Source organism: Gilliamella sp. B14384G12 (assembly GCF_016101825.1).
Lineage (GTDB): Bacteria > Pseudomonadota > Gammaproteobacteria > Enterobacterales > Orbaceae > Gilliamella > Gilliamella apicola_N.
Window position 1 is genome coordinate 45,776 of the sequence record NZ_JACFPU010000011.1, and the last position, 25,486, is coordinate 71,261.

At 35.5% G+C, this 25,486-nt stretch carries 28 protein-coding genes, 1 tRNA gene and 1 pseudogene; 26 read left to right on the forward strand and 4 right to left on the reverse strand.

The genetic code is table 11. The features are described from left to right. Nucleotides 1-190: 190 nt before the first annotated feature. A complete protein-coding gene (gene lptG / locus H3S73_RS10865; protein ID WP_198228410.1) occupies nucleotides 191-1,255 on the reverse strand; it encodes an LPS export ABC transporter permease LptG in 1,065 nt (354 codons plus the stop codon). A gap of 11 nt (nucleotides 1,256-1,266) precedes the next feature. Beyond that, entirely contained in the window at nucleotides 1,267-2,367 is a 1,101-nt protein-coding gene (gene lptF, locus H3S73_RS10870) for an LPS export ABC transporter permease LptF (RefSeq protein WP_198228409.1), read from the reverse strand. A gap of 138 nt (nucleotides 2,368-2,505) precedes the next feature. Between lptF and H3S73_RS10875 the strand changes: the two genes are divergently transcribed. The 7 genes and pseudogenes from H3S73_RS10875 (at nucleotide 2,506) to H3S73_RS10900 (ending at nucleotide 10,457) form a co-directional block, all read left to right on the forward strand. Continuing rightward, complete coding sequence (locus H3S73_RS10875) at nucleotides 2,506-3,987, forward strand: leucyl aminopeptidase (RefSeq protein ID WP_198236624.1); 1,482 nt, start codon at nucleotides 2,506-2,508, stop codon at nucleotides 3,985-3,987. A 17-nt stretch (nucleotides 3,988-4,004) separates the two neighbouring features. Then, entirely contained in the window at nucleotides 4,005-4,460 is a 456-nt protein-coding gene (locus H3S73_RS10880; protein ID WP_198236625.1) for a DNA polymerase III subunit chi, read from the forward strand. 320 nt (nucleotides 4,461-4,780) lie between these two features. After that, nucleotides 4,781-5,623, forward strand: coding sequence for a Rossmann-like and DUF2520 domain-containing protein (locus H3S73_RS10885; protein ID WP_198236626.1), 843 nt, complete (start codon nucleotides 4,781-4,783; stop codon nucleotides 5,621-5,623). Continuing rightward, entirely contained in the window at nucleotides 5,620-6,474 is an 855-nt protein-coding gene (gene panB / locus H3S73_RS10890; protein ID WP_198236627.1) for a 3-methyl-2-oxobutanoate hydroxymethyltransferase, read from the forward strand. Before H3S73_RS10885 ends, panB begins: the two co-directional genes overlap by 4 nt. Before the next feature lie 4 nt (nucleotides 6,475-6,478). Beyond that, nucleotides 6,479-7,327 carry a pantoate--beta-alanine ligase gene (gene panC, locus H3S73_RS10895; RefSeq protein WP_198236628.1) on the forward strand — a complete coding sequence of 283 codons (849 nt, stop codon included), beginning with the start codon at nucleotides 6,479-6,481 and terminating at the stop codon, nucleotides 7,325-7,327. Between the two features lie 18 nt (nucleotides 7,328-7,345). Then, nucleotides 7,346-7,414: pseudogene (locus H3S73_RS14070) on the forward strand (IS3 family transposase); the annotation flags it as partial. A 184-nt stretch (nucleotides 7,415-7,598) separates the two neighbouring features. Beyond that, complete coding sequence (locus tag H3S73_RS10900; protein WP_198236629.1) at nucleotides 7,599-10,457, forward strand: valine--tRNA ligase; 2,859 nt, start codon at nucleotides 7,599-7,601, stop codon at nucleotides 10,455-10,457. A gap of 61 nt (nucleotides 10,458-10,518) precedes the next feature. On the opposite strand, the gene H3S73_RS10905 is transcribed toward H3S73_RS10900, so the two are convergent. Then, entirely contained in the window at nucleotides 10,519-11,190 is a 672-nt protein-coding gene (locus tag H3S73_RS10905; RefSeq protein WP_039127977.1) for an OmpW family protein, read from the reverse strand. Between the two features lie 269 nt (nucleotides 11,191-11,459). On the opposite strand from H3S73_RS10905, the gene H3S73_RS10910 reads away from it, so the two are divergent. The 6 genes from H3S73_RS10910 to H3S73_RS10935 all read left to right on the forward strand — a co-directional run bounded on the left by H3S73_RS10910 (nucleotide 11,460) and on the right by H3S73_RS10935 (nucleotide 15,305). After that, nucleotides 11,460-11,535: transfer RNA gene (locus H3S73_RS10910), tRNA-Lys, on the forward strand. Between the two features lie 161 nt (nucleotides 11,536-11,696). Beyond that, nucleotides 11,697-12,929 carry an integrase domain-containing protein gene (locus H3S73_RS10915; protein ID WP_198236630.1) on the forward strand — a complete coding sequence of 411 codons (1,233 nt, stop codon included), beginning with the start codon at nucleotides 11,697-11,699 and terminating at the stop codon, nucleotides 12,927-12,929. Between the two features lie 448 nt (nucleotides 12,930-13,377). Next, on the forward strand, nucleotides 13,378-14,178 hold the full coding sequence (locus tag H3S73_RS10920; protein ID WP_198236631.1) for a hypothetical protein: 801 nt from the start codon (nucleotides 13,378-13,380) through the stop codon (nucleotides 14,176-14,178). Between the two features lie 120 nt (nucleotides 14,179-14,298). Then, nucleotides 14,299-14,481 carry an AlpA family transcriptional regulator gene (locus tag H3S73_RS10925; protein ID WP_198236632.1) on the forward strand — a complete coding sequence of 61 codons (183 nt, stop codon included), beginning with the start codon at nucleotides 14,299-14,301 and terminating at the stop codon, nucleotides 14,479-14,481. 10 nt (nucleotides 14,482-14,491) lie between these two features. After that, complete coding sequence (locus H3S73_RS10930) at nucleotides 14,492-14,779, forward strand: AlpA family transcriptional regulator (protein WP_025315429.1); 288 nt, start codon at nucleotides 14,492-14,494, stop codon at nucleotides 14,777-14,779. A gap of 1 nt (nucleotide 14,780) precedes the next feature. Further along, the gene (locus H3S73_RS10935) at nucleotides 14,781-15,305 is read left to right on the forward strand and encodes a BRO family protein (RefSeq protein WP_198236633.1); all 525 of its coding nucleotides are present in this window, start codon (nucleotides 14,781-14,783) and stop codon (nucleotides 15,303-15,305) included. 191 nt (nucleotides 15,306-15,496) lie between these two features. On the opposite strand, the gene H3S73_RS14075 is transcribed toward H3S73_RS10935, so the two are convergent. Further along, entirely contained in the window at nucleotides 15,497-15,664 is a 168-nt protein-coding gene (locus tag H3S73_RS14075; protein ID WP_065639105.1) for a YlcI/YnfO family protein, read from the reverse strand. A gap of 139 nt (nucleotides 15,665-15,803) precedes the next feature. On the opposite strand from H3S73_RS14075, the gene H3S73_RS14080 reads away from it, so the two are divergent. The 13 genes from H3S73_RS14080 to H3S73_RS11005 all read left to right on the forward strand — a co-directional run bounded on the left by H3S73_RS14080 (nucleotide 15,804) and on the right by H3S73_RS11005 (nucleotide 25,466). Next, nucleotides 15,804-16,022, forward strand: coding sequence for a host cell division inhibitor Icd-like protein (locus tag H3S73_RS14080; protein WP_370528806.1), 219 nt, complete (start codon nucleotides 15,804-15,806; stop codon nucleotides 16,020-16,022). Further along, nucleotides 16,015-16,251, forward strand: a complete 237-nt coding sequence (locus H3S73_RS10950) for a hypothetical protein (RefSeq protein WP_198236635.1) — start codon at nucleotides 16,015-16,017, stop codon at nucleotides 16,249-16,251. Before H3S73_RS14080 ends, H3S73_RS10950 begins: the two co-directional genes overlap by 8 nt. Next, nucleotides 16,244-16,465, forward strand: coding sequence for a hypothetical protein (locus H3S73_RS10955; protein ID WP_039127999.1), 222 nt, complete (start codon nucleotides 16,244-16,246; stop codon nucleotides 16,463-16,465). The genes H3S73_RS10950 and H3S73_RS10955 overlap by 8 nt, the downstream gene beginning before the upstream one ends. Further along, entirely contained in the window at nucleotides 16,452-18,839 is a 2,388-nt protein-coding gene (locus H3S73_RS10960) for a primase-helicase zinc-binding domain-containing protein (protein WP_198236636.1), read from the forward strand. The genes H3S73_RS10955 and H3S73_RS10960 overlap by 14 nt, the downstream gene beginning before the upstream one ends. Before the next feature lie 4 nt (nucleotides 18,840-18,843). Beyond that, on the forward strand, nucleotides 18,844-19,164 hold the full coding sequence (locus H3S73_RS10965) for a hypothetical protein (protein WP_086364394.1): 321 nt from the start codon (nucleotides 18,844-18,846) through the stop codon (nucleotides 19,162-19,164). A gap of 226 nt (nucleotides 19,165-19,390) precedes the next feature. Further along, nucleotides 19,391-20,548: a phage major capsid protein gene (locus H3S73_RS10970; protein ID WP_198236637.1), complete on the forward strand. Its 1,158-nt coding sequence runs from the start codon at nucleotides 19,391-19,393 to the stop codon at nucleotides 20,546-20,548. A gap of 32 nt (nucleotides 20,549-20,580) precedes the next feature. Then, a complete protein-coding gene (locus H3S73_RS10975; protein ID WP_039128010.1) occupies nucleotides 20,581-21,135 on the forward strand; it encodes an HK97 family phage prohead protease in 555 nt (184 codons plus the stop codon). Between the two features lie 2 nt (nucleotides 21,136-21,137). Further along, nucleotides 21,138-22,337 (forward strand): phage portal protein, encoded by a 1,200-nt coding sequence (locus H3S73_RS10980; protein ID WP_232352985.1) that lies wholly within the window; start codon nucleotides 21,138-21,140, stop codon nucleotides 22,335-22,337. Beyond that, nucleotides 22,334-22,666 (forward strand): phage head closure protein, encoded by a 333-nt coding sequence (locus H3S73_RS10985; RefSeq protein ID WP_198236638.1) that lies wholly within the window; start codon nucleotides 22,334-22,336, stop codon nucleotides 22,664-22,666. Before H3S73_RS10980 ends, H3S73_RS10985 begins: the two co-directional genes overlap by 4 nt. Beyond that, nucleotides 22,656-22,952 (forward strand): head-tail connector protein, encoded by a 297-nt coding sequence (locus tag H3S73_RS10990; RefSeq protein WP_198236639.1) that lies wholly within the window; start codon nucleotides 22,656-22,658, stop codon nucleotides 22,950-22,952. Before H3S73_RS10985 ends, H3S73_RS10990 begins: the two co-directional genes overlap by 11 nt. A gap of 7 nt (nucleotides 22,953-22,959) precedes the next feature. Continuing rightward, complete coding sequence (locus tag H3S73_RS10995; protein WP_144091440.1) at nucleotides 22,960-23,328, forward strand: HNH endonuclease; 369 nt, start codon at nucleotides 22,960-22,962, stop codon at nucleotides 23,326-23,328. Between the two features lie 142 nt (nucleotides 23,329-23,470). Next, nucleotides 23,471-23,815, forward strand: a complete 345-nt coding sequence (locus H3S73_RS11000; protein ID WP_025315442.1) for a phage terminase small subunit P27 family — start codon at nucleotides 23,471-23,473, stop codon at nucleotides 23,813-23,815. After that, nucleotides 23,799-25,466: a terminase large subunit gene (locus tag H3S73_RS11005; protein ID WP_198236640.1), complete on the forward strand. Its 1,668-nt coding sequence runs from the start codon at nucleotides 23,799-23,801 to the stop codon at nucleotides 25,464-25,466. The genes H3S73_RS11000 and H3S73_RS11005 overlap by 17 nt, the downstream gene beginning before the upstream one ends. The last annotated feature ends 20 nt before the right edge of the window (nucleotides 25,467-25,486 follow it).

Consider the following 25,486-nt stretch of genomic DNA (forward strand, 5'->3'; position numbering starts at 1 on the left):
GGATGCATTAAGTATCTATTATTTAAATTTTGACTGTTTACATAAACTGATTATAGCTATTTTTAGTAAATTCTAATGCTAGTGTTATCATCAATTAACCATTCTTAATTATTTAATAAGGAATGCCTTTATATGATTTTAACTTTTTAATTTCTGTTTATTTAAAACACATCAGTATGCATAAGTATGCTTAATTTTTTCTTTTAAACAAAATATAGCTGATCAAAAGAAATACTATGCTAGTTAGCATAGAGCCGATTATTGGATATATTCCTATTACAATGCTGGCTTGAGCAAATAGGTTATCAGCGATATAGAAGATAAATCCAAAGCTAATACCAATAATCACTCTCACTCCCATAGATACGCTACGCAGTGGTCCAAAAATAAAGGATAACGCAAGTAGCATCATAACAGCCACCGAAAGCGGTTTGATTAATTTCTTCCAAAAAAGTAAATCATAATTTCTAGTATCTTGACCAGAGCTTTTTAAATATTGTGAATATTTGTATAGTCCTGAAGCTGAAAGAGAGTCGGGATCAAATGCCACAACGCTTAACTTATCAGGGGTAATGTTAGTTTTCCACTCCATGGAAAGAATATTGCTAGTTTGAATTTTATCGATTTGAGTTAAATCACTTTTTTCAATTTGCGATAACGTCCAAACATTATCTTTGAATATACCATTATCGGCATGGGTTATTGACAATAATTTATTGTTGTCTACCGAATAGATATCAATGTTAGATATTGAACTGTCGCTGTTAATGTGACCGATATAGATATAATCATTACCATCTTTCGCCCATAGGCTACCTTGTTGTGCCATTAATGAACTGCCGTAGAGCTTTTCTGAGCGCATATTTCGTGCAGTTTGCTCACTAACAGGTGCAACCCATTCGCCAATAGCCATAGTGATAAGCACGAGCGGTAATGCTGTTTTCATTACCGCTAAAGCAATTTTGAAACGGCTGAATCCTGCTGTTTCCATTACTATTAGCTCACTACGAGATGCTAACAAACCTAATCCAATTAAAGCACCAAGCAATGCTGCCATAGGAAAAAATACTTCTAAATCTTTTGGTGCCATTAATAAAGAATAGATACCCACAGCAAAAGCATCGTAGTCAACTTTTATCCTTCTAAGTTGATCAATGAAACGGATTATGCCTGATAAGCTGATTAATAAAAACAGACTAATCCCAATAGTGCTTATAATAGTTTTACCAATATAGCGATCTAAAATCGAAAACATCCCTTTCTCCTTTATGATGCAATATATTTCAAACGAAGTTTACGCATAAATAAGTTATCCCAACAATTTAAAATTATGGCAAGAACAAAATATCCTAGATTGATAATATAAAACCACAAGACTGGATCTAAACGGCCCTTACCTGCATTAGCTTTAATTGAACTCGCTAATAAAAAATAGACCAAATAGAGCAATAATGCTGGAAGAATTTGGGCTAATCGACCTTGTCTAGGATTCGATACGCTGAGAGGAATAACTAAAAATGCCATGAGAGGAACAGAAATAATAAGAGTTAACCGCCAATAAAACTCAGCTTCTGCTTTTTGTGTTTTTGTTTTGTATAAATCCGTTAGGCCGAGTTGTTGAACATCGTTTGTTTCATCACTATTTGAGTCGAGTTCTTTAGGTTTAATAATACCCATATAATTATGAAAGTTTGATATACGAAAGTCTTTCAGTTGCGCAGTCCCTTCGTAGCGATTAGCATCATCAAGTGTGATGATTTGATTACCTTCTGCATCATTGCCAGTCTTTCCCTTATTAGCGATAATGATTGAAGGTCGTTGATTGTTCCTAGGATTAATTTTTGCAATAAATACACTTTCTAAATTATTTTTATCGACATTACCAATATAGATCACTGAGTTTCCATCTGAAGTTTGCTGAAATTGACCCGCTAACAGACCCGCTAAACTCGGATTGATTTTGGCATTTTCAATTAACTGGTCTTGTTTTAGGTTTGACCAAGGTCCAAACCAAAGACAATTGATAGTGGTTAATGCGCAAGTGAGAATACAAAGAAAACAGACTACTTGATAGTTTAGATTCTTTTTTACGCCACAGGCATGCATGGCTACCATCTCACTATCAGAATATAAACGACCAAAAGTCACTAAAACACCCAAAAACAAGCTTAATGGTAAAATTAAATCCGCCATATTTGATACGCCTAACACTAGCAAAGGCATGATTAAATCACGTGGAATATTTCCCTCTATGGCACTAGATAAAATTCTAATTAACTTTTGAGAAAAGAAAATTAGCAATAATATAAATAATATTGCACCTTGTGTTTTTAATGTTTCTTTCACTAAATATCGACGAATTATCACATTTTACCTATCTTCAAGTTTCATGAATTAGACTATTATAATAGGATTTGCTTTGTTTAGTTATCTTTTTGTTGCTATCGCTAAATGAACAGATAGAATGTTACTCATCATCATAAATTTCATAAAAAGAGAATATCTATGGAAATTTTAATTAAAAACAGTATTTCAATTACAAAACCAAAATCAGAATGTTTAGTTGTTGTTGTAAATTCAGATAAAAATCAATCAGATACAGTAAAAGAAATTGATCGAGCGACTAATGGCTTAGTCAGTCAACTGATCAAATCTGGTGATATTAGTGGCGAACTTGGTAAAACCACTTTTTTATATTCCTGTTCATCAGAATTAAAGCAAGAACTTTTATTTGTTGGTTGTGGAAAAGTGAAAGAATTTGACATCAACCAATCGAAACAAGTTATTCAAGCAGTAGTCAAAGAATTATTGGCAAAAAAAGTCAAAAGTGTGAATTGGGATTTGTTAACGGTTAAATCATCTGTAAATAGTGAAATTGTTAAGCAACTTCCACAAATTATCAATAATATGACCTATTGTTTTGATCAATTCAAATCCAAAAAGTCTCCAATTCCAGATTTGAATAAAGTTACCTTAATTCTCAATGATAAAAAGCAAAGTGAATCTTTAACAAACGGTTTATTACAAGGTCAAATTATTGCTGATGCAATTAGTACCACAAAGACAATTGCTAATATGCCTTCAAATGTTTGCAACGCGCAATATTTAGCTGATCAGGCTAAGCAATTAGGTAAAAAGCATTCATCTTTAAAAGTTTCATGCTTAGGTGAAAAAGAGTTAGCTAAACTAAATATGAATGCCTATTTAGCGGTGGGTCGTGGTTCTGCAAATGAATCAATAATGACGATTATTGAATATTATGGAGCAAAAGATAAAAAAGCCCAGCCTTATGTGTTTGTGGGTAAAGGATTAACATTCGATTCTGGTGGTATTTCAATTAAACCTTCTGCCGGTATGGATGAAATGAAATATGATATGTGCGGAGCCGCAACCGTTTATGGTGTTATGCAGGCAGTCGCTGAGCTTAAACTACCTATTAATGTCGTTGGGGTAATGGCAGGTTGTGAAAACATGCCTGATGGCAATAGCTATCGACCAGGTGATATCTTAACGACTATGTCGGGAACTACGGTCGAAGTTATTAATACCGATGCGGAAGGGCGCTTAGTATTATGTGATGCTTTAACCTATGTTGAACGTTATAAACCAAAAACTGTTATCGATATTGCAACCTTAACCGGTGCATGCATTGTTGCATTAGGTCACCACTATACAGGGGTAATGGGTAACAACAAAAATTTAGTCAATGAATTAGTGTTAGCATCTAATAAAGCGGGTGATAAAGCATGGGAATTACCGATTGATAATGATTTCCAAGAGCAGATTAAGTCAACTTGTGCAGACATTGTCAATGCTGGCGGTCGTGATGGTGGAACAATTACCGCAGCGTGTTTCTTATCACAGTTTACCGAAAAATATCACTGGGCACATTTAGACATTGCGGGTACAGCTTGGCAATCAGGTGCCAAAAAAGGTGCGACAGGTCGACCTGTTGCGATGTTGATTGAATACTTATTAACACAATAGGTTGATCATTCATTTATATGAAAAAAGTGATTTTTTATCTTTTAGAAAACCAAAAACCGGCGAGTGAATCAGGTGTTTTATACCATGAAAAGCTCGCTTGTGAAAAAATTGCTGAAATCTGGCAAGCGAATAAAAGAATCTTAGTTGCTTGCCAAGATCAACAACAAGCTGAACGTATAGATGAATACCTTTGGCAGCTCGATACCGACCATTTTGTACCACATAATTTAGCTGGTGAAGGTATGAAAGGTGGTTCGCCTGTCGAAATTTGTTGGCCACAAAAGCGCAGTAATGGCAATCGGCATATATTAATTAATCTGCAAGAGCAGTTTCCTGAATTTGCCGCAGTGTATTCTGATATTGTTGATTTTGTGCCAGTAGATGAAAGATTAAAAGAGTTGGCAAGAACAAGGTATAAATTGTATAAAGAAGCTGGATTCAATTTAAAAACCATACCCGTGACTTGCGAGTAATTTTATACCATTGCGAAATAATATAAAGGCAATGGTATAAAATTTTTAGATTTTGTGATGAATCGATATTACCTAGGGTTCATGCGGTGATGACAAGCTAAAAAAATATTTTACTGGTTATAAGCAAAGCAAGTTTATTCGCTATTGGAGTCTATAGAAAAGCTCTAAAATTATTTAATAGAGGTAAATTTTATTTTTGCTCAACAAAGTAATAGTCGCCGATAAATTATAAATATTATTAATTTTATTAGAATTAATCTGATTGAATATCAGGCGAATTAAGCTATAATGCGATCTTTTTTAAAAAAGATATAATTGTAATGATTATCGGTTTTATAGGTGCAGGTAAAGTTGGTTGTACGTTAGCAAAGTACTTTTCATTGTGTGGCTTTAGCATTGCTGGTTTTTTTAGTCGAACTTATGAACATGCACAAGAAGCAAGTGATTTTACGCAAAGCAAAGCTTATTCATCACTAGGTGATTTAGTTAACGATTGTGATTGCATATTTGTTACTGTATCTGATAGTCAAATATTAGTTGTTTGGCAAGAAATTTGTCAATTACCTATTGCAAACAAATGGATAGGTCACTGTAGTGGTTTATTAACATCCCATATCTTTAGCCAAAATAAGCTTGTGCATCCTTTTGCTTTTTCATTACATCCTTTATATGCCATTTATGATCGGTTTGGTTGTTATTCCGCCATGCCTGCTGTCTCTTTTACGCTTGAAGCCAATCCTAATGTTATTTGCCAATTGCAAGCTTTGTTTACCCCTTTAAAAAATCCTTTGGCAATTCTTTCTGCCAGTAAAAAGCCTCTTTATCATGCAGCCTGTGTCATGCTCAGTAACCAAGTTATTGCTTTAGTACAAATAGGAATAGAATTACTAAATCAATGTGAGTTAAACAGTGAATTTAGTGAACAAGCATGGCATCCGTTATTTTTAGGTAATGCCAATAATACCTGTAAACTAGGGGTGATTAATGCTTTAACGGGGCCGGTTGAACGTGGTGATATTGATACTATCAAACAACATATAATGGCTATGCCAAACGAATTAAGACCGATCTATAAACAATTATCAACTATTTTACTTAATATTAGTCGACAAAAACATCCGAATAACGACTATCGACAACTGGAATTGGAGCTGTTTTCGTGAAAAAAACTATTTTAAACTTACAACAACGCAAAGAAAATCAACAAAAAATCACCATGCTAACGGCGTATGATTATACAACTGCCAAACTTATGGATGAAAGTGGGGTCGATTGTTTACTTGTCGGTGACTCTTTAGGAATGGTCATGCTGGGCTACGAAAGTACAGTATCGGTTACTATGGAAGATATGATTCATCATTCGAAAGCTGTGGCAAAAGCGGCTAAAACAGCTTTTGTGATTACGGATTTACCCTTTATGTCTTATCATACCTCCGTCTATGATGCGGTCTATAATGCAGGACGATTAATTCAAGAGGGTCAGGCGCAAGCTGTAAAACTTGAAGGAGGGCTAGCGTTTTGTGAACACATCAAAATGATTACCCAAGCATCGATTCCCGTTATTGCTCATATCGGTTTAATGCCGCAATCTGTTTTAGCTTTAGGTGGTTATAAAGTTCAAGGTAAAGATTATCAAAACGCAAAAAATATTGTGCTCGACGCTTTAGCCGTTGAACAAGCTGGCGCGGCTGCCATTTTATTAGAATGCGTCCCTGCCAAACTGGCTAAATTTATTACTGAGCTTGTCAATATTCCAACTATAGGTATTGGAGCGGGTGCTGGATGTGATGGACAAGTGTTGGTTTATCAAGACATGCTGTCAATGTATGATGGCATATCTTCAAAATTTGTTAAATCCTTTGCACCCATCGGGGAACAAATGAAAAAGGCGTTTGGTGATTATTGCCAAGAAGTCAAACAACAACAATACCCTGCATCGATTCATGAATTTGCAATGGATGATGAAATTATTCAAAATCTGAAAAGTGAATTTTTGAATAGCAAAAAAGGATAAAATTATGAAAGTTGTAACAACGATTAAAGAGGTGCGTGAGCATGTCCACGCTTGGCGACAGGCGGGTAATAGCATAGGTTTAGTGCCGACAATGGGATTTTTACATGAAGGTCATCAAAGCTTAATGCAAGCTGCTAAACAAGATAATCAAAAAGTTATTGTGACTATCTTTGTCAATCCTATTCAATTTGGTCCTTCAGAAGATCTTGCCAGTTATCCACGAGATTTAGAACGCGATAAATTCGCCTGCGAACAGATGGGTGTCGATCTGATTTTCTGCCCAGACGTCAGTGAAATGTATTCCCCTAATTTTAATAGTTATGTTGATGTAAATGGATTAACAGAAGCTTTATGTGGCAAAAGACGTCCAGGCCATTTTAAAGGCGTTTGTACGGTCGTGACCAAATTATTTAATATTGCTCAACCGGATCGAGCTTACTTTGGACAAAAAGATGCCCAACAATTAGCAGTAATTAAACGTATGGTAACGGATCTGAATTTTAATATTGAAATCATCGGTTGTCCTATTGTACGTGAATCAGATGGACTGGCTAAAAGTTCCCGCAATAGTTATTTATCTGAAAGTGAACGAGCTGCTGCGGTTTGTCTTTACCAAGCAATTGAATATGCAAAAGCTATGATCAATAAAGGTGAAAAATCAGTGAGTGTGATTACCCAAACCATGCAAGAGTTGATCAGTAAACAACCTTTGGCAAAGATTGATTATATTGAGTTTGTCGATTTAGCTACATTAAAATCGATTGATTTACTTGCACAAGACAGTTTATGTGCTTTAGCGGTTTATATTGGTAAAACACGGTTAATTGATAATTTTATTTATCAACAGGATTAATATAACTGTAAATTCAAACGGATTAAAGCCAAATTAAAAGGCCTGACTCCAGTTGAATATCGAAATCAGGTCTTACAAGCCGCTTAATAAAAGTGTCCAACTTTATGGGCTCACTTCAAATAAGCGGTTTTTTGTATCAATTATCAATCTGATAAAGTTTTAATCATATTTTAAATCAACGAGTTTATTACTCTGCTAATTTATTGTTTGGCTATTTTCCTGTAGAATATAAGGCATTTTTATGCCTTGAATTAGGATTTATTCATCAATTATGAAAAATACGACTTATAATCCACAAGAAATTGAACAACCTATCTATAAACATTGGGAAGAAAGCGGTTATTTCAAACCCAATGGCGACAAATCTCAACCAAGTTACTGCATTGCCATTCCACCTCCGAATGTAACAGGTAGTTTACATATGGGGCATGCATTTCAACAAACCATCATGGATGCATTGATTCGTTATCATCGTATGCAGGGTAACAATACCCTTTGGCAATCAGGTACGGATCATGCTGGTATTGCTACTCAAATGGTTGTTGAACGTAAAATTGCCGCTGAGGAAAACAAAACTCGTCATGATTACGGTCGTGAAGCATTTATTGATAAAATTTGGCAATGGAAAGCAGAGTCAGGCGGTAGTATTACTAAACAAATGCGTCGACTAGGTGATTCTGTTGATTGGGATCGTGAACGATTTACTATGGACGAAGGCCTATCCAATGCCGTAAAGGAAGTGTTTGTAAGATTATATCAAGAAGATTTGATTTATCGTGGTAAACGTCTAGTAAACTGGGATCCTAAACTTCGTACCGCCATATCAGATCTTGAGGTCGAAAACCGAGAAGTCAAAGGCTCAATGTGGTATTTACGCTATCCACTTGCTGATGGAGCTAAAACAGCAGAAGGCAAAGATTATTTAGTTGTTGCCACAACTCGACCAGAAACACTATTAGGCGATACAGGTGTTGCAGTTAATCCAGAGGATCCACGTTATAAAGATTTAGTTGGTAAATATGTCATATTACCATTTGTAAATCGTCGTATTCCGATTATTGGTGATGAACATGCCGATATGACTAAAGGTACTGGTTGTGTAAAAATCACACCTGCCCATGATTTTAATGACTATGAAGTAGGACGTCGTCACCAATTACCGATGATCAATATTTTCACTTTCGATGGTGATATTCGTACACAAGCAGAAGTATTTGATACCAACGGCGAAGCATGCACTCTTTATGCAACAGAAATTCCAGCAGAATTCCAAAATTTAGAACGCTTTGCTGCCCGTAAAGCCATTGTTGCTCAATGTGAAGCATTAGATATACTCGAAAAAATTGAGCCACATGATCTTACTATTCCTTATGGCGATCGTGGCGGAGTGGTTATTGAACCTATGTTGACTGACCAATGGTATGTTCGTGCCAAAGTACTTGCTGAACCCGCTATTGATGCAGTAAAAAATGGTGACATTCAATTTGTACCAAAACAGTACGAAAATATGTATTTTTCTTGGATGAATGACATTCAAGATTGGTGTATTTCTCGTCAATTATGGTGGGGGCACCGAATCCCTGCTTGGTATGATAACCAAGGTAATGTTTATGTAGGTCGTAACGAAGCAGAAGTACGACGCGAAAATAACCTAGCTGACGACATTGAATTATCACAAGATGAAGATGTACTTGATACTTGGTTCTCATCAGCGCTATGGACATTTTCAACCTTAGGTTGGCCAGAAAATACCGATGATTTAGCGACCTTTCATCCAACTAATGTATTAGTAACAGGGTTTGATATTATTTTCTTCTGGGTAGCCAGAATGATTATGATGACGATGCACTTTATCAAAGATGAGCATGGTAAACCACAAGTACCATTTAAAACTGTATATGTTACAGGGTTAATTCGTGATGAAGAAGGGCAAAAAATGTCTAAATCTAAAGGTAACGTAATTGATCCTTTAGATATGATTGATGGTATTTCATTAGCCGATCTGTTAAAAAAACGTACTGGCAATATGATGCAACCACAGTTGGCTGAAAAAATTGCTAAACGGACTGAAAAGCAATTTCCAAATGGTATTGAAGCTCACGGTACGGATGCACTACGCTTTACTTTAGCGGCGCTGGCTTCAACTGGGCGTGATATTAACTGGGATTTAAAACGTTTAGAAGGTTATCGTAACTTCTGTAACAAATTATGGAATGCCAGCCGTTACGTATTAATGAATACTGAAGAACATGATTGTGGTTTTAAAGGCGGAGATTTAGATTATTCACTATCAGACAAATGGATCTTAGCAGAATTTAACCAAACCGTTAAAGCCTATCGTGAAGCATTTGACACTTATCGCTTCGATTTAGCTGCTAATATTTTATATGAGTTTACTTGGAATCAATTCTGTGACTGGTATTTAGAACTTACTAAATCAGTATTAGCTAATGGCGAACAATCTGCACAACGTGCTGCTCGTCATACGTTGGTGACCGTTCTGGAAGCGTTATTACGCCTTGCACATCCAATTATTCCGTTTATCACTGAAGCAATTTGGCAAAATGTGAAAGGGCTAATGCATATTAAAGCTGACACAATTATGCTACAGCCAATGCCAGCATTTGATGAGAAATATATTAATGAAGAAGCGGTTGCTGATATTAATTGGATTAAAGATGCTGTTATTGCTGTACGTAACATCCGTGCAGAAATGAACATTGCACCGAGTAAACCATTACAATTATTGATTCGCCAAGCTTCACCGACAGTTCATCGTGTTGTAAGTGATAATATTACTTTTATTAAAACGTTGGCTAGACTTTCTGAAATTGTCTTGCTTGATGAAGGTGAAAATGGTCCGTTGTCTGTAACTAAATTGGTTGATGGGGCAGAGCTACTTATACCAATGGCGGGATTAATTAATAAAGAAGATGAATTAGCTCGTCTTGAAAAAGAGATTGCTCGCATTGAGGGAGAAATAGCCCGCATTGCAAATAAATTATCAAACGCTAGTTTTGTTGACAAAGCACCTGCTGCGGTGGTTGCTAAAGAAAAAGAAAAACAGCAAGGTTACATTGATGATAAAGCTAAACTGCAAGAGCAGTATGTAGCAATCAAGAATCTATAATCTTGATATATAAAATCTCTCGTTAATTCGATTAACGAGAGATTTTTTATTTAGCAAAAGCTTAAAATTTATAACCTACACCAATCATTGCAACCCATGGGTCTAATTTATATTTAGCCGTTACTTTAGTATTTCCTAAATGCGTAGTTGCTTTAGTTTCAATATCAATATAACGTACTTGTGCATTAATGAGCCAATTTTCATTAATAGAATAGTCTGCCCCAATTTGTGCCGCTAAGCCCCAAGAACTATCAAGGTCTAAACCATGAAATCCTGCTTTTTTAGCTTCTCCGCTGAGTTTTTCATCAAAGAAGAAAGTATAGTTTACCCCAACACCCACATACGGTTGAAATTCAAATTGCGAATCAAGAGGGTACCAAACAGCACTTAATGTAGGTGGTAAATGTTTAATTTTACCAAGGTGAGCGCCAGCCAATCCCGTTGAATTACCACCGCCAAGTTTAACTTGATGGCTAAATGGTGTTGCTCCTAACAGTTCAATACCGATATTATCCGTAATCATATATTGAAAATTTAAACCAAGTTGAGTGTCATTATCGGCTTTAGCTTTTAAATCACTTTTTGCCCCACCCACTTTCACATGATCACTTTTATCTTTTGGATGAACATAAACAGGTCCACCACGGACTATGATTTCATTCGCTTGATGTGCATAAGCCATTGAACTTGCTAATCCCATTGAAATGAGCATTGCAACAGATGATATTTTCATTTCTTGTCTCCTAATACTATCTTATAAGCTATAATTTAAGGATTATTGAATTAGGCGTTTAATTAATTTTATTAACTAATTGTCAATTCATACTGTTATTTATGTCATATTAAGTTAATTAAAGAATCGGTTGGATAATAATAAATTCTTTAATTTTATGATAATATCACATTTAATTTGATAAATCTGAGATTAAGCTCAAAATTTATGTAAAATCTATGGCTTGCATTAATCTTAAAGGTTAGATATAATAGAAAGAATAATTTAGTGGGTTGTTAGCTCAGTCGGTAGAGCAGTTGACTCTTAATCAATTGGTCGCGGGTTCGAACCCCTCACAACCCACCATTCATTAATCCATCCAAATTCAAAAACGTTCAAAAAACCTTTATATAACAAGCTTTCTAACTAATTTACTGTTTATCTAAGTTCAAGAAGATTTAGCGAAATTCAAACTTTTATGTTATATATTATGTTATACGCTCAAATATAACTTAAATTCGTATAACATGGCAAAGATTATAAAACCTCTAAATGATACTCAAATCAAGTCAGCCAAGCCAAAGGAAAAGGATTTTACTTTATCAGATGGCAACGGTTTATATTTATTAATTAAGTCTAATGGTTCTAAAATTTGGCGATTTAATTATATTAGTCCTGATTCAAAAAAACGCACATTAGTTAGCTTTGGAAGCTATCCAGAAATCACATTATTTAACGCAAGACAAAAAAGAGATGAATATCGTTCTTTAGTATCTCAAGGAGTAGATCCACAACAGCATAAACAATCTATACAAAACCAATCAAAAAAAGAGAAAGATAATACATTTTATAAAGTGGCTGAAAGATGGCTTGAGCAACAGAACTCAAGAGATATCACTAGTGGAACAATTAGGCGAATAAAAAATTCATTTGTTAATTATATTTATCCTAGCCTTGGCGATATACCCATCTCACAGCTAAAAGCAAAAGATTTTATTGAAGCTTTAAAACCTCTTGAATGTGCCGGTAAACTAGATACAGTTAAGAGGATATCACAACGAATTAATAGAGTAATGACTTATGCTGTTAACAATGATCTGATTGAATATAATCCAGCTGGTAAAATAGGAGCTGTGTTTAAAGTTGCCCATAAGCAAAATATGCCCTCTTTACCACCTTCAGAGTTACCAAGAATAATGAAAGCCATTTCTTTGGCTAGTATTGAATTACAAACAAGATGCTTAATTGAGTGGCAACTACTTACAATAACAAGACCAATTGAGGCAGTATCTGCATTATGGAGTGAAATAGACCTAAAAAATGAATTATGGACGATACCAGCAGACAAAATGAAAATGAGAAGAGATCATACTATCCCACTAAATAAACAGGCGATAAGGATAATTGAGATTATGAAGCCTATTAGCGGTCATAGTGAATATGTTTTCCCAACATTGAAAGCACCTTTCAATAAACATATGAATAAAGAAACAGTCAATACAGCATTAAAACGAATGGGCTTTAAAGGTGAGTTAGTTGCTCATGGCTTTAGATCATTAGCATCTACAGCATTAAATGAACATGGCTTTGATTATGATTTAATTGAAGTCTCGCTTGCCCACGTCGATAGGAATGCAGTAAGAGCAATTTACAACAGAGCAACCTATTTAGATAAACGTAGAGATATGATGCAATGGTGGGGTGATTTTGTAGAGCAAGCTAGCCAAGGAAATTTATCACTGTCAGCAGCTCAAAAATGAGCCTCTTGATTTTATTCATAGAACCAGATTTAAGCCAGTCAATTAGACTGGTTTTTTATTACCTATTATTTAATAAATACTTTATATATATATTTTAATAACACTAACAACACTAATAACATAATATAATTGATTTATATATATTTTTTTAAGTGTTATTAAAAGAAAGTAATAACATATATAACATTAAAACATGTCATTAGGTCGGATTTCAAATCCGTGCTGATTATCAAGGTAATAATTTCAAAAGCAATCCTTTCCTTTGGCTAGCTAAATACCACTATTTAGTGGGATTTAGGCTAATGTTTTTTTATACAGTATATGATATAGTAATGCTCAATAATGTTTAAGTAATTAAATTAGTTACGTCTAGGGTAGCTCCCGAAAGTTCGAAACCCTAACGGACTGGCGTAACTTCTTCATTAGGGTTATGGTTTAAGTGGAACAAATGAGTAAGTTATATAAATTAAAAGAGTATTTATCATTAAATGAGGCTGCAAAATGGTTATCTTTAGAATTGAAAGATGATGAAATTGATGTATCTGATATTTTAGATTTAATAATCAGTAAAAAACTAAAATTGAGTGTTAAGCCAACACATTCTTATGTAAAAGCTATCTTTTGTGAAATACAAAAGCCAATAGCGAATTTAGGCGGAATGCTAATTTATGAACCTGAGGGAACGGATAGATTTATCGATAGTGTTCAAGTTGATGGAGATATCACAAATCGACTGAGATTGATTGGTTATACAGGATCGCTAATAAATTTAAAAGATGAATGTTGGGATTTTCCTCTTATTGGCGGTAACAAATTAGCTATTGAAAATTATAAAAGAAAATTGCAGGGAGAAAATTTAATTAATTCATGTGAAGGATATATGTATTTAAAAGGAACAAAAATATACCCTAAATTATATCACCCTAAAAATAATCAGTTATTAGATAAACAAGCATCAATGATTGAAAACTATGATCCTGTTACAAATTTTAATGATGATTTAGAATTAGTAATACAACGAATTGATTTAGATAATTTTATTCATTCTTTACTGCAAAACGATAGTGATAATTTTTGTAATGAAGATTACCAAAATATTTTGTTTTCATTAAAAGAATTAGTTTGCTCTAAAGCAAAAAAATGGAGCCAAGACGAAATAAATAACGAGTTAGATAACTTACTAAAGGGAATGAGTAAAAGACGTTTAGAATCTATGTGGTCAATGCTCAATAAAAAATATAGATCTTAAATTACCCTCAATTATTCCGCAAACGAAACTATGATTTCGCGTGCGGAGCATTTCACTACTACAACCCTCATAATTACCTCATTAGTTAATTAGACATTATTAATTCAGTGAGGTCATTAAATGCAATTAAATACAATCCAAAAATATTACTCTCTTGATGAATTAGCGTTAATGTTAGGCTGTTCTAAAAATACATTACGCTACAATCCAAAATTCCCTAAAGGCATTAAATTATCAAAACGTCGAACCGTTTATGATATCACCGAAGTAAAAGCCTACTTAGAAAGCAACCGAGTACAGTAGGAGGCTTTCAATGTCATATTCAATCACACCTGAACAACACAAAGCCATTAGGGATAAATACGGTATCCAATATGATCGCCTTGTTCGTGAAAATGAGAGATACAAAATTACTAGTATCGCCCGTTCAACAGCATGGCAACTTGAGAAAGACGGTAAATATCCATTAAGAAAATCATTAGGTGCTAACTCATGCGGTTGGTCATTAGTGGAATTACTTCACTGGATCGACAATCCGCCAACAGTTGAAAAGATAAATCAACCGACTAAACGCCGAGGGTTTGCTAATGGGAGCTATTAAGATGATAGTTAAACAAGATGAATTAAGCATCATAAAATTTGATGGCATCAAAGTACGAATTATCACTTATTTGGGTGAACCTTGGTTTATTGCTAACGATGTGTGTTTGGCGTTAGAGCATAGCAATCCAACTAAAGCAATTAAATCATTAAATAGCCTTGAATTAATGACCCTAACTTTAAGTTATAGTCATTCAGGCAAAAGAGGCGGGGCAAGAAAATTGTTAGCTGTATCTGAATCAGGATTTTACAAGTTGATCGCTAGAAGCAGAAAAGCAATTCAACAAGGAACATTTGCTTATCGATTTAGTAACTGGGTATTTGGTGAAGTTATTCCAACAATTCGCAAAACTGGTGCTTATGGTGTGCCTTGGGCTTTCTTGAATGATCATGCTAAACGTGAAAAAGAATATCTTATTGAATCAAGCAAAAGAGGACGTAATTTAGAAGCTTGTAAAAAATGGAAAGCTAATTTGATAGCAGAAGAGCAAGCACTATGGAAAAAATATCAACCAGAATTGATTTAATAAAAAAGGCAACTTGTCACAGTTGCCCATATTCAATCACTAAAATCAATTAATTAAGGTATATCAATGTCAATAGAACTAATCAAAAGCATTAAACTTGTGCCAAAGCGTCACGCATTTAAAGCACGTTCTTATAATAACGCAGAGCTAAAAAATTGGGTAGATTTCGGAAGCGTTCGAAAGGATTTTAATTATTTATTCAATCTCATTTTACAAGCAGTTTTGACCCAACCAGAAAAAGATTCACCGTCTTTCTTGGCTTGTTGGTTAATTTGTTCAAGTAGATCATCTTCGAACCTTATAATTTTTCTTGTACTGTTAGAACGATCTGTTTTTTTCTTATCTTTTTTTTCTTGCATTGGTGCATACCTTTATGATAAATTAAATACTATTGGTATGCACCATTATAAAGGTGAGTACCATAAAAAGCAATCCCCCGAAGTGTTACCAGCACTATCGAGGGATCTAACCACAATAACATTAACAGAGGTAATGATTATGGCTAACCGCTATGATAGCGCACACCTACGTGCAAGACAATCCAAACTATATAAATTCTATGACCTTTCAACCGCTCAAGTTATCCAAACTACAGCAACAACCGAACGACAAGCACGCAAAAATTTAGGCAAGCAATCGCTTATCTTTATCGCCAGAATTCGAATAACTCCAATCATTGAACAAGCCGGAACGTGGGGAGGTTATAGTCATGAATAATACTAATAACCACCGATTAATAAATAATATTGAAACCAAACTAGCACAAGCCCAAAGCATGATTAAGGTGATTTGGGATAATCACAATTATAAAGATGAGGGGCTGAATGAACCTTTTATTGAACATTGCGATATAGGCAATTTACTTTGGACAGCAGGAGACTTAATCGAAGATGCGTATAAGGAGTTATTAAAAATTGATATAAAAGGAGATGACAATAATGCCTAATATCTCTTTAGATGCAGTTGATACTATCAACTCTAAACTCGATCAAGCAAACGCTATTACAACCCTATTAATGTGTGAATGTAATGAAGATACCAAATTAAGTAATGAGTTACGCTCATATGTGCTTTGGGCTATATCAGACTTAATAACTGATTCTAAGAAACTATTTAGTAGTGAAACTGAATCTAAGGGTCGAAAAAATGAAAATAAATGAAATTACATCCCAAGCAGTAGATAAATGGCAATCAATCTTTAGTTCATTAGGTATTGTGGTGGGCAATGGCAAACATTGCCCTTGTCCTGTCTGTGGTGGTAAAGATAGATTTAGATTTGATAACCAAAATGGTAGAGGTACTTACATCTGTAACCAGTGTGGTAGTGGTGACGGCTTAGAGCTTATCAAAAACTATTGTCAATGTGACGCTAAAGAAGCATCAAATAAAGTAGCGGAATGTTTAAATCTGTCTAATCAGAATAACCAAATACGGGAAAATCTCGTATTTAGGAAAATAGATTCTGAACAATTACATAATGATAACATGCCAGATAATCCCGTATGTAAAAAGGTCGAGTATTTGCTATCTAAAGCAACATTAGGACAATCTCAATACCTGACCAAGAAAGGGTTAACCTTTGATTTACCTTTGTTAGATAACGGGCGCATTTTTGTGCCCATTCTGAATCTTCATAATGAATACGCAGGTGGTCAATTTATCGAGCCTGACGGCAGTAAGCACTTAATGAAAAGCTCAAATAAAAAAGGTGCTTTTATATGGGTCAGCCCAAATTTGGGCAAGCCTGACGAGGTTAACAAAGAATTACTCACAGCAACCGAGATTATTATTTGTGAGGGATTAGCCACAGGCATATCGATAGCGGTATTCCGCCATCGGTCACCAGTGATATCCGCCATTGATGCAGGCAACCTTATTCATGTAGCTAAAGGCATTCGTGAGTTAAATCCTACTGCTAAAATCATTATCGCAGGTGATAACGATATTGGTCAAAGCCCTAATACGGGCTTAGCTAAAGCAATAGAAGCGTCTCAAGCGGTAAATGGTTATTACTCCGTTCCTGATACAGATTATAAATGTGATTGGGATGATTATAGGCAACAATTTGGACTTGAAAAAGTTAAGCAATACTTTGATAGCAATATCAAAAATTCACTTAAGGGAAGTTTTTCCGAAATTAAACTAAAATCTATACCCGACTTATCACAGATGCAAGCCAGTCAGAAAGCAGATGTACTCATAGAGCATTATGAGAATAATCTATCCTTAGATATGGTGACAAATGAGGTATATATCTATAAAGATAATGTTTGGCAAATGATTTCTGAAATGGATCTTAAACGTGAACTAGTCCAGTTGTTTCGACAATCAAATGCTCATTATTCAGAAAAAGGCATTAAATCGACCATTGATACAATGAAGCTTCAAATACCATTAAAAAACGAACCAGCGAGAAATTTAATAGGTTTTAAAAACGGTGTATTTGACCTTGATACTCGTACTTTTAAATCTCATTCAAAAAATCACTGGTTACAATCAATTAACAATGTTGATTTTATTGATAGTGTATCGAATGAAAATTTAGAGCATCATGCGCCTAATTTTTATCAATGGCTGTCACGTTCCGCTAAAAAAGACACTATCAAGATGGATGCTATAAAAGCAGCATTATATATGATATTGGCTAATCGTTATGACTGGCAATTATTCTTAGAGGTTACAGGCGCAGGTGGTAGCGGTAAAAGTGTTTTTGCTGAGATTGCTACCATGTTAGCAGGCAAGAATAATACGGTATCGGCAAATATGGAAGCCTTAGAAAAACCAAGAGAAAGGTCACTTATTGTTGGGCAATCATTAATCATCTTACCCGACCAAGCCAAATATATCGGTGAGGGTAACGGTATCAAGGCGATTACGGGTGGTGATGATGTGGCTATAGATGAAAAATATAAGAAACCTTATTCGACTAAAATACAAGGAGTGATACTTGCGATAAATAATAACCCGATGACATTTAGTAATGATGATGGCGGTATCTCACGGCGCAGGGTTATTTTTCACTTTGGCGAGCCTGTCCCTGCTAACGAAAGAGATCCTAATCTTAAAGATAAAATTAGCGCAGAGTTATCCGTTATTATTCGGCATCTCTTTAATTATTTTAAGGATGATAGCAAGGCTAAATCATTACTAATTAAACAGCAAAAATCATCGGAGGCTATCGAAGTGAAACGATTAACTAACCCACTGATTGATTTTTGTAGTTATCTTTTTGCTACAGATAAACCCGATGGAATGATGATAGGTAAATACTCGACACCCATACAGTTTAAGCGGTTTTTGTATCATGCCTATATTACTTTTATCGAAAATAATAACTTGAAAAATCCATTATCGCTTCGAAACTTTGTTAATGCTTTACCATCAGCCATGAAAGAATACGATGTAGAAGTCATTATAAGAGCAAGGCATAGTGAGGGACGCAGGACTAACTTACACCTTGATTATGATAAGTGTAATGACTGGTTCCCTGATGCTGCGTTAGAAGAAAATAATATTAACTATAATAAAAGGTAACAAAATGAAAAGACTAATTGATACTAAAATTATGGCGATTGCATTAGATGAAATGTTGCATGATCCTATTAAAATAAATCAAATAACAAACGAATTTAGCAATCTAAAAATGTATGTACAAAACCAGCGCAAAATTTTGGATAAGAAACGAACTAATAATGAATTAACTGAATTAGAGGAATATTTTATTTTCCCCGCTTTAGATGATGTTTATTTTTATTTATTAGATAGCCTAAAAAGTAACGCCAAACCTAGTGGCGAAATGAAGAGAATTGTTAGTGATATACCAAGTAGAATTGATTATTGGCTAATACAAATAAAATAATTCTGTTCTGATGCTTTCTGATTAATTTTACCTAATTCATTGAATTAACAATATTATTTTGTTTTGTTAGACTGCAGTTTGGGTTAATAGTATAACCACGAATTAGCGCAGATATGGCAGTCTAAAACCTAAGCGCAGCATCTTTCATAGCCTAATCGCTATTCCCACTTAAAGCCTTTCATATCTCGCTGTAAATAAAGAATAAATAAAGGTAAATAATAACGATATGAAAAAACTTATTGAATTACGTCAATTAAAAGCGACCAAAGTAGCAGAAATGCGCTCAATGCTTGACAAAGCAGAGCAAGAAAACCGCAGTATGACACCAGAAGAAAAGACACAATTTGATACTATAAAAGCAAAAGTTGAAGAGTTGAACACTGAAATTTCTAACTATGAAACTTTAGCCAATGAAGAGCGAAGTTTAGCAGATAAGATCAAACCAGTAGATAAAAAGCTTACTAACGAAGAATTACGCAACTATATCCGTACTGGTGAGGCTCGTTCATTGTCTACTGCTGTACCTGCTGATGGTGGTTATACAGTAATACCTGAATTAGACAAAGAAATTATGCGTCAGTTATCTGATGAATCAGAAATGCGTGCAATTTGTACCGTTAAAAAAATCGGCTCAAATGAATATAAAAAGTTGGTATCAGTTGGTGGTGCGATAGTTAATCACGGCGAAGAGGGAACGGCACGAACAGAAACGGCTACACCTAATCTTGAAGAAGTATCAATTAAGTTATATCCAATTTACGCTTATCCTAAGACTACCCAAGAAATTCTAGATTTTAGTGATTTAGATGTTTTGAGTTGGTTAACGGATGAAATCAAAGATACTTTTGTCGAAACAGAAGAAATTGATCTTATTAGTGGTAATGGAACCAAGAAAGCTAAGGGATTTTTATCATATCCACAAGCGGTACAATCTGATAAAGAGCGTCCATTTGGCACTTTAGAAAAAATGACAGTAACAGCTATCACCGCAGACAGTTTAATTGATTTACTTTTTAAACTTAAAAAGAAATATCGTAAAAATGCTGTATGGACAATGAACTCAAATACTGCAGCAACATTACAAAAACTTAAAAATGGTAATGGCGATTATATTTGGCGTGATGGCTTGAAAGCTGGCGATCCCGATATGCTTTTAGGTAAACCTGTTCATTATTTAGAAAATATGAATGATAAAGGTGCTGTTGTTGCAGTTGGTGATTTTAAACGCGGTTACTATATTGTTGATCATGAAACAGGTGTAAGAACTCGCCCAGATAATATTACAGAACCGGGATTCTATAAAGTCCATACTGATAAATATCTCGGTGGTGGTTTAGTCGATTCTAACGCTATCAAAATCTTAGAACTATCAGCAGGTAAATAATAACAGGGGCTATATGCCCCTTTGAGGTTGATATGGATAAGAAACAATATGAAATTAGAAGCACCGAAATAACACGAGACGATACTAAATTAGTGGGTTATGTGGTTAAGTGGAACAGCCGATCGCAATTAATATGGGGTGATTTTTATGAGCAATTCGCTCCTAGGGCTTTTAGCCAATCATTAAATAATAATCCTGATATTCGTGCTTTATTTGAGCATGATCCGAAGTCTTTATTAGGTCGTACTACTTCAAATACATTAATTCTTAATGAGGATGATATCGGATTAAGGTTTGAGCTTACACCACCTGATACTCAATTAGGGCGTGATTTGCTTGTCAGTGTTGGCCGTGGTGATATTCGAGGTATGTCGTTTGGGTTTATGGCTACTCAAGAATCATGGGATTTTAATCAAGAGCCTTGTTTAAGAACTGTCAGCGCAGCCGAATTATTTGAGGTGACGGTCACCAGTATACCCGCCTACCAAGAAAGTGATATCCAAATTGCTAAACGCTCGATGCTTGAAGCTAAAACAAAATTACAGCCTGATTTAAGTAAAGCATGGCTTGACCTTATGGAGTTATAAACATGGGATTATTTAGCCGTAAGAAGAAAGAGCAACGAAGCATGACGGTTGACGAGTTAATCTCTTACCTTGGCTTGTCTAATACAAATTCGGGCGAATATGTATCGCCTAGCTCAGCCGAGGCATTGCCTGCCGTGATGAATGCGGTCACGGTAATCAGTGAAGCCGTTGCCTCAATGCCGTGTTATCTCTACAAGCTCAACAAAAAAGGCGAACGTGAACGCATATCAAGCCACCCTGTTGAATATTTGCTAAATGAGATGCCAAACACCAAACAGACACCTTACCAGTTTAAACGCACGATGATGCGCCACTGTTTATTAGGTGGTAATGCTTATGCGGTCATTCACTGGGGTAATGACGGGCGACCTAGTGGGCTTGAAAGCTTCCCACCTTATGCTGTTACTCCAAAACGATTGGGTAATGGGCGTTATGCTTACTCCATTGTCGATGAGGATGGTAATGTCACAAATTACTTACAAGATGAGGTTTTACATTTACGTTATGCAAGTGATGACGGCTTTATTGGACGTTCTCCCGTTACTATTTGTCGAGAAGCGATAGGCTTAGGACTTGCTCAGCAACGCCATGGCTCATCTATCATGAAAAACGGACTAATGGCAAGTGGTTATGTCTCTATGGCTGAATGGATGGATGATACAAAAGGGAAAAAAGCCTTAAATGCATTAGAACGTTACAAAGGTGCAAAAAACGCAGGTAAAACACCAATACTTGAGGGAGGAATGAAATACGAGCAGTTAGGCATGAGCAATCAAGATGCCGAGTGGCTGCAAAGCAGACGGTTTACTATTGAGGACATAGCTCGAATATTTAACATTAGCCCGATGTTTCTACAAGAATATTCCCATAGTTCATATAGTAACTTTTCAGAAGCTACACGTTCATTTTTAACTTTAACGCTTAGACCATGGCTTACCAATTTTGAACAACAACTAAAAGATGCATTAATGATTGATATTAATCATGATAAAAGCCGTTATCTAATTGAGTTTGATACATCGGACTTGATGCGTACCAGTCCAATAGATCGCTTTAACAGCTATAACATAGCGATTAAATCAGGAGTAATGAATCCTAATGAAGCAAGATTAAAAGAGGGTTTACTACCTTATGAGGGCGGTGAGGAATTTAGCCAAGCTTGGAAGCAAACAGTAGAAGTTAAAAAGGATAATGCCGAATGATTATAGGGCGATTAAGACAGCGCATTATCTTACAGAAATGCGAGAGCTACCGAGATCCGTTCGGTCAAATTATTAAAGAGTGGAAAGATGTAGCAACTGTATGGGCAGAGGTTAAGGCGGTGACAGGTAAAGAGTTGATGCTGTCACAGCAAGAAATGAGTAGTACTACCATGAGGGTTTATATTCGTTATCTTAATATTATTGATACTACTTGTCGAATTAAGTTACATAACACTTGCACACAATATCTAAATATAAAAGCTGTATTGCCTGATGCTAAACAAACTTATTTAGAATTGTTATGTGAGGGAGGATTAAATGATGGCTAATATTACCTTACAAGAAGTTAAGTTACATTGCCGTATTGATGACAGTGACACCTTAGAAGATAGCTTACTTCAAATCTATATAGATGCTGCTCTTGAAGTTTGTCAAAAGCATATAGGAAAATCATTTGATATACAGGAATTCACGCCAGCAATCAAAGCAGGTTGTCTTATGTATATAGCTCATCTATATGAGAACCGAGAAATGGTTAGTACTAACACCGTAAGCGAAGTGCCGTTAGCTATTTCTTCATTGTGGAGTATCTACCGTGACCCAGCTATCTATTAGGTGAATGATGCCAATACAACCATTAAAGAGATGTTCATATCCTAATTGTCGTAACCGTGTTAAATCAGGGCGATGTAATGAGCATAGAAGAGATAAACAGCAAGATAAAGCACGAGGAACAGCAGCACAACGAGGCTATAATCATCGTTGGCAAATATATCGAGCTGAGTATCTTAGGCATAACCCACTATGCAAGATGTGTAATGATAAAGGATTACTCACTCCTGCTACTGTGATAGACCATATCAAACCTGTTGAGGATGGACAAAGTGATCCTCTCTTTTGGCAAGCAAGTAATCATCAACCATTATGTCGAGACTGTCATAGCTATAAGACAAGAGTAATCGATAAACGAGGATTTGGGTCATCTTCATAATAAAGACAACTGATAGCAGTCCTCAGATATGATGAGTGGGTAGGGGGGAATGTTCAAAGAAATTCAAAGAGGCAAAAGACCACCACCCTCCTCAAATTTTTATGCACAGTGATTTTTTAGAAAGTAGAGAGAAAACAATAATATGAAAGCACCTAAATATTTGGATAAATTGGCAAAGGAACAATGGAAACTTAGAGCGGACCAGTTAGCTAGTCGTGATGATATTCAGCCTGCCGATTGGACTAATTTAGAATTGTTTTGTGTTAATTATTCTATGTACCGTAAAGCAATGGAAGATATTGCAAAGCGTGGATTTTCAATTGTTAATTCACAAGGTACTGAAAGTCGCAATCCTGCACTTAGTGCAAAGTCAGAAGCTGAAAAAATCATGATTAAAATGGCTTCATTGCTTGGCTTTGATCCTGTAAGTCGTCGTAAGAATCCAGTTGAAGCGAATGAGGAAGACGAGCTTGACCGCTTGGCATAATTACGCATTATCGGTTAAAAATGGCGATATTCCTGCTTGTAAACGCTTAAAACAGGCAGTAAACCGCTATTTTATTGATTTGGATAATCCTAATTATTATTTTGATAGTGAAATTGTCACTAAATTTGTTTCATTCTCAAGAGTCTGTCCACACGTTAAAGGTCATTTAAGAGCTAAACCTATTGAGCTTGAGCCGTGGCAGCAATTCTTATTTGCTAACCTGCTGGGATTTAAGCACGTTAAAACAGGATTACGCAAATACCGTAGTGCTTATGTGCAAGTACCGAGAAAGAACGCAAAATCGACTACAGCAGCAATCCTTGCTAACTGGTTTTTAGTCATGGAAAAAGGTCAACAAGATATCTATACTGCAGCCGTTAGCCGTGATCAAGCTCGAATTGTGTTTGATGATGCTAGACAAATGGCGATACTTAGCAAGCCAATAAAGAAAAGAGTCACCATTCAACAACATAAAATCATTAATCCTAAAAGTAATAGTATATTAAGACCACTTGCCTCAAAGGCTTCAACGATAGAGGGAACTAATCCTAGTTTATCTATTGTAGATGAATACCACTTACACCCTGATAATGGTGTATATTCAGCTTTAGAGCTTGGAATGGGAGCAAGGCTTGAGGGAATACTCTTTGCTATTACCACATCAGGAAGCAACACTATATCAGCGTGTAAACAGCATTATGATTATTGTTGCCAGATTTTAGCCGGTGACGAGGTTAACGAATCGCAATTTGTGCTTATTTACGAATTGGACGATGAAAGTGAAATCGATAACCCTGATTTATGGATAAAAGCTAATCCTAATCTTGATATCTCTGTCGATAGGGTTGCCTTAGAGGACACTATCAAGAAAGCCAGAGGTATACCCTCGCAATGGGTCGAAATGCTCACTAAACGCTTCAATATTTGGTGTAATGGAGCTATGCCTTGGGTAAATACTGGTAGCTGGGTTGCGTGTAAGGCTGATTATGCAGAAGATGATTTAAAAGGGTTAGATTGCTATGCTGGATTGGATTTATCATCTACTAGTGATATTACTAGCGTCTGTTATTCGTTTCCGTTTGAAACAGAGGTAAGATTATTAACACGGCATTACATTCCTGAATATCAGCTTACTAACGTGGCTAACAAAAATAGAGAGATGTACCGTAAATGGGTTAATCAGGGCTGGATTCGAGTAACTAAAGGCGACTGTATCGATTATGACCAAATTCGTGATGATATTTTAAAAGACAGTGAGCAATTTAATATCAAATTAATTGGCTTTGATGTGTGGAACGCCACACAATTGAGAACGCAGTTACAAAATATCGGCTTAGACGTTGAGCCGTTCCCACAAACATACGCACGTTATAGCCCAACATCGAAAACTGCTGAGGTATTTATTAGTCGTAAACGGATTAAACATAATGGCGATCCTGTTTTGGCTTGGGCTATAGGTAATGTAGTGATGGAAACAGATGCAAATGCCAACATCAAGCCCAATAAAAAGAAAGCAGCCAACAAGATAGACCCTGCAGTTGCTTTCCTCATGTCATTCGGTACCTACTTACTTGAATATGGCGAGATAGATATCAACCTATCAGACGAACAAAAACAAGCGTTAGACGAATTTAAAGGGATTGAGCTATAATTAATAACCTAATATTTGCA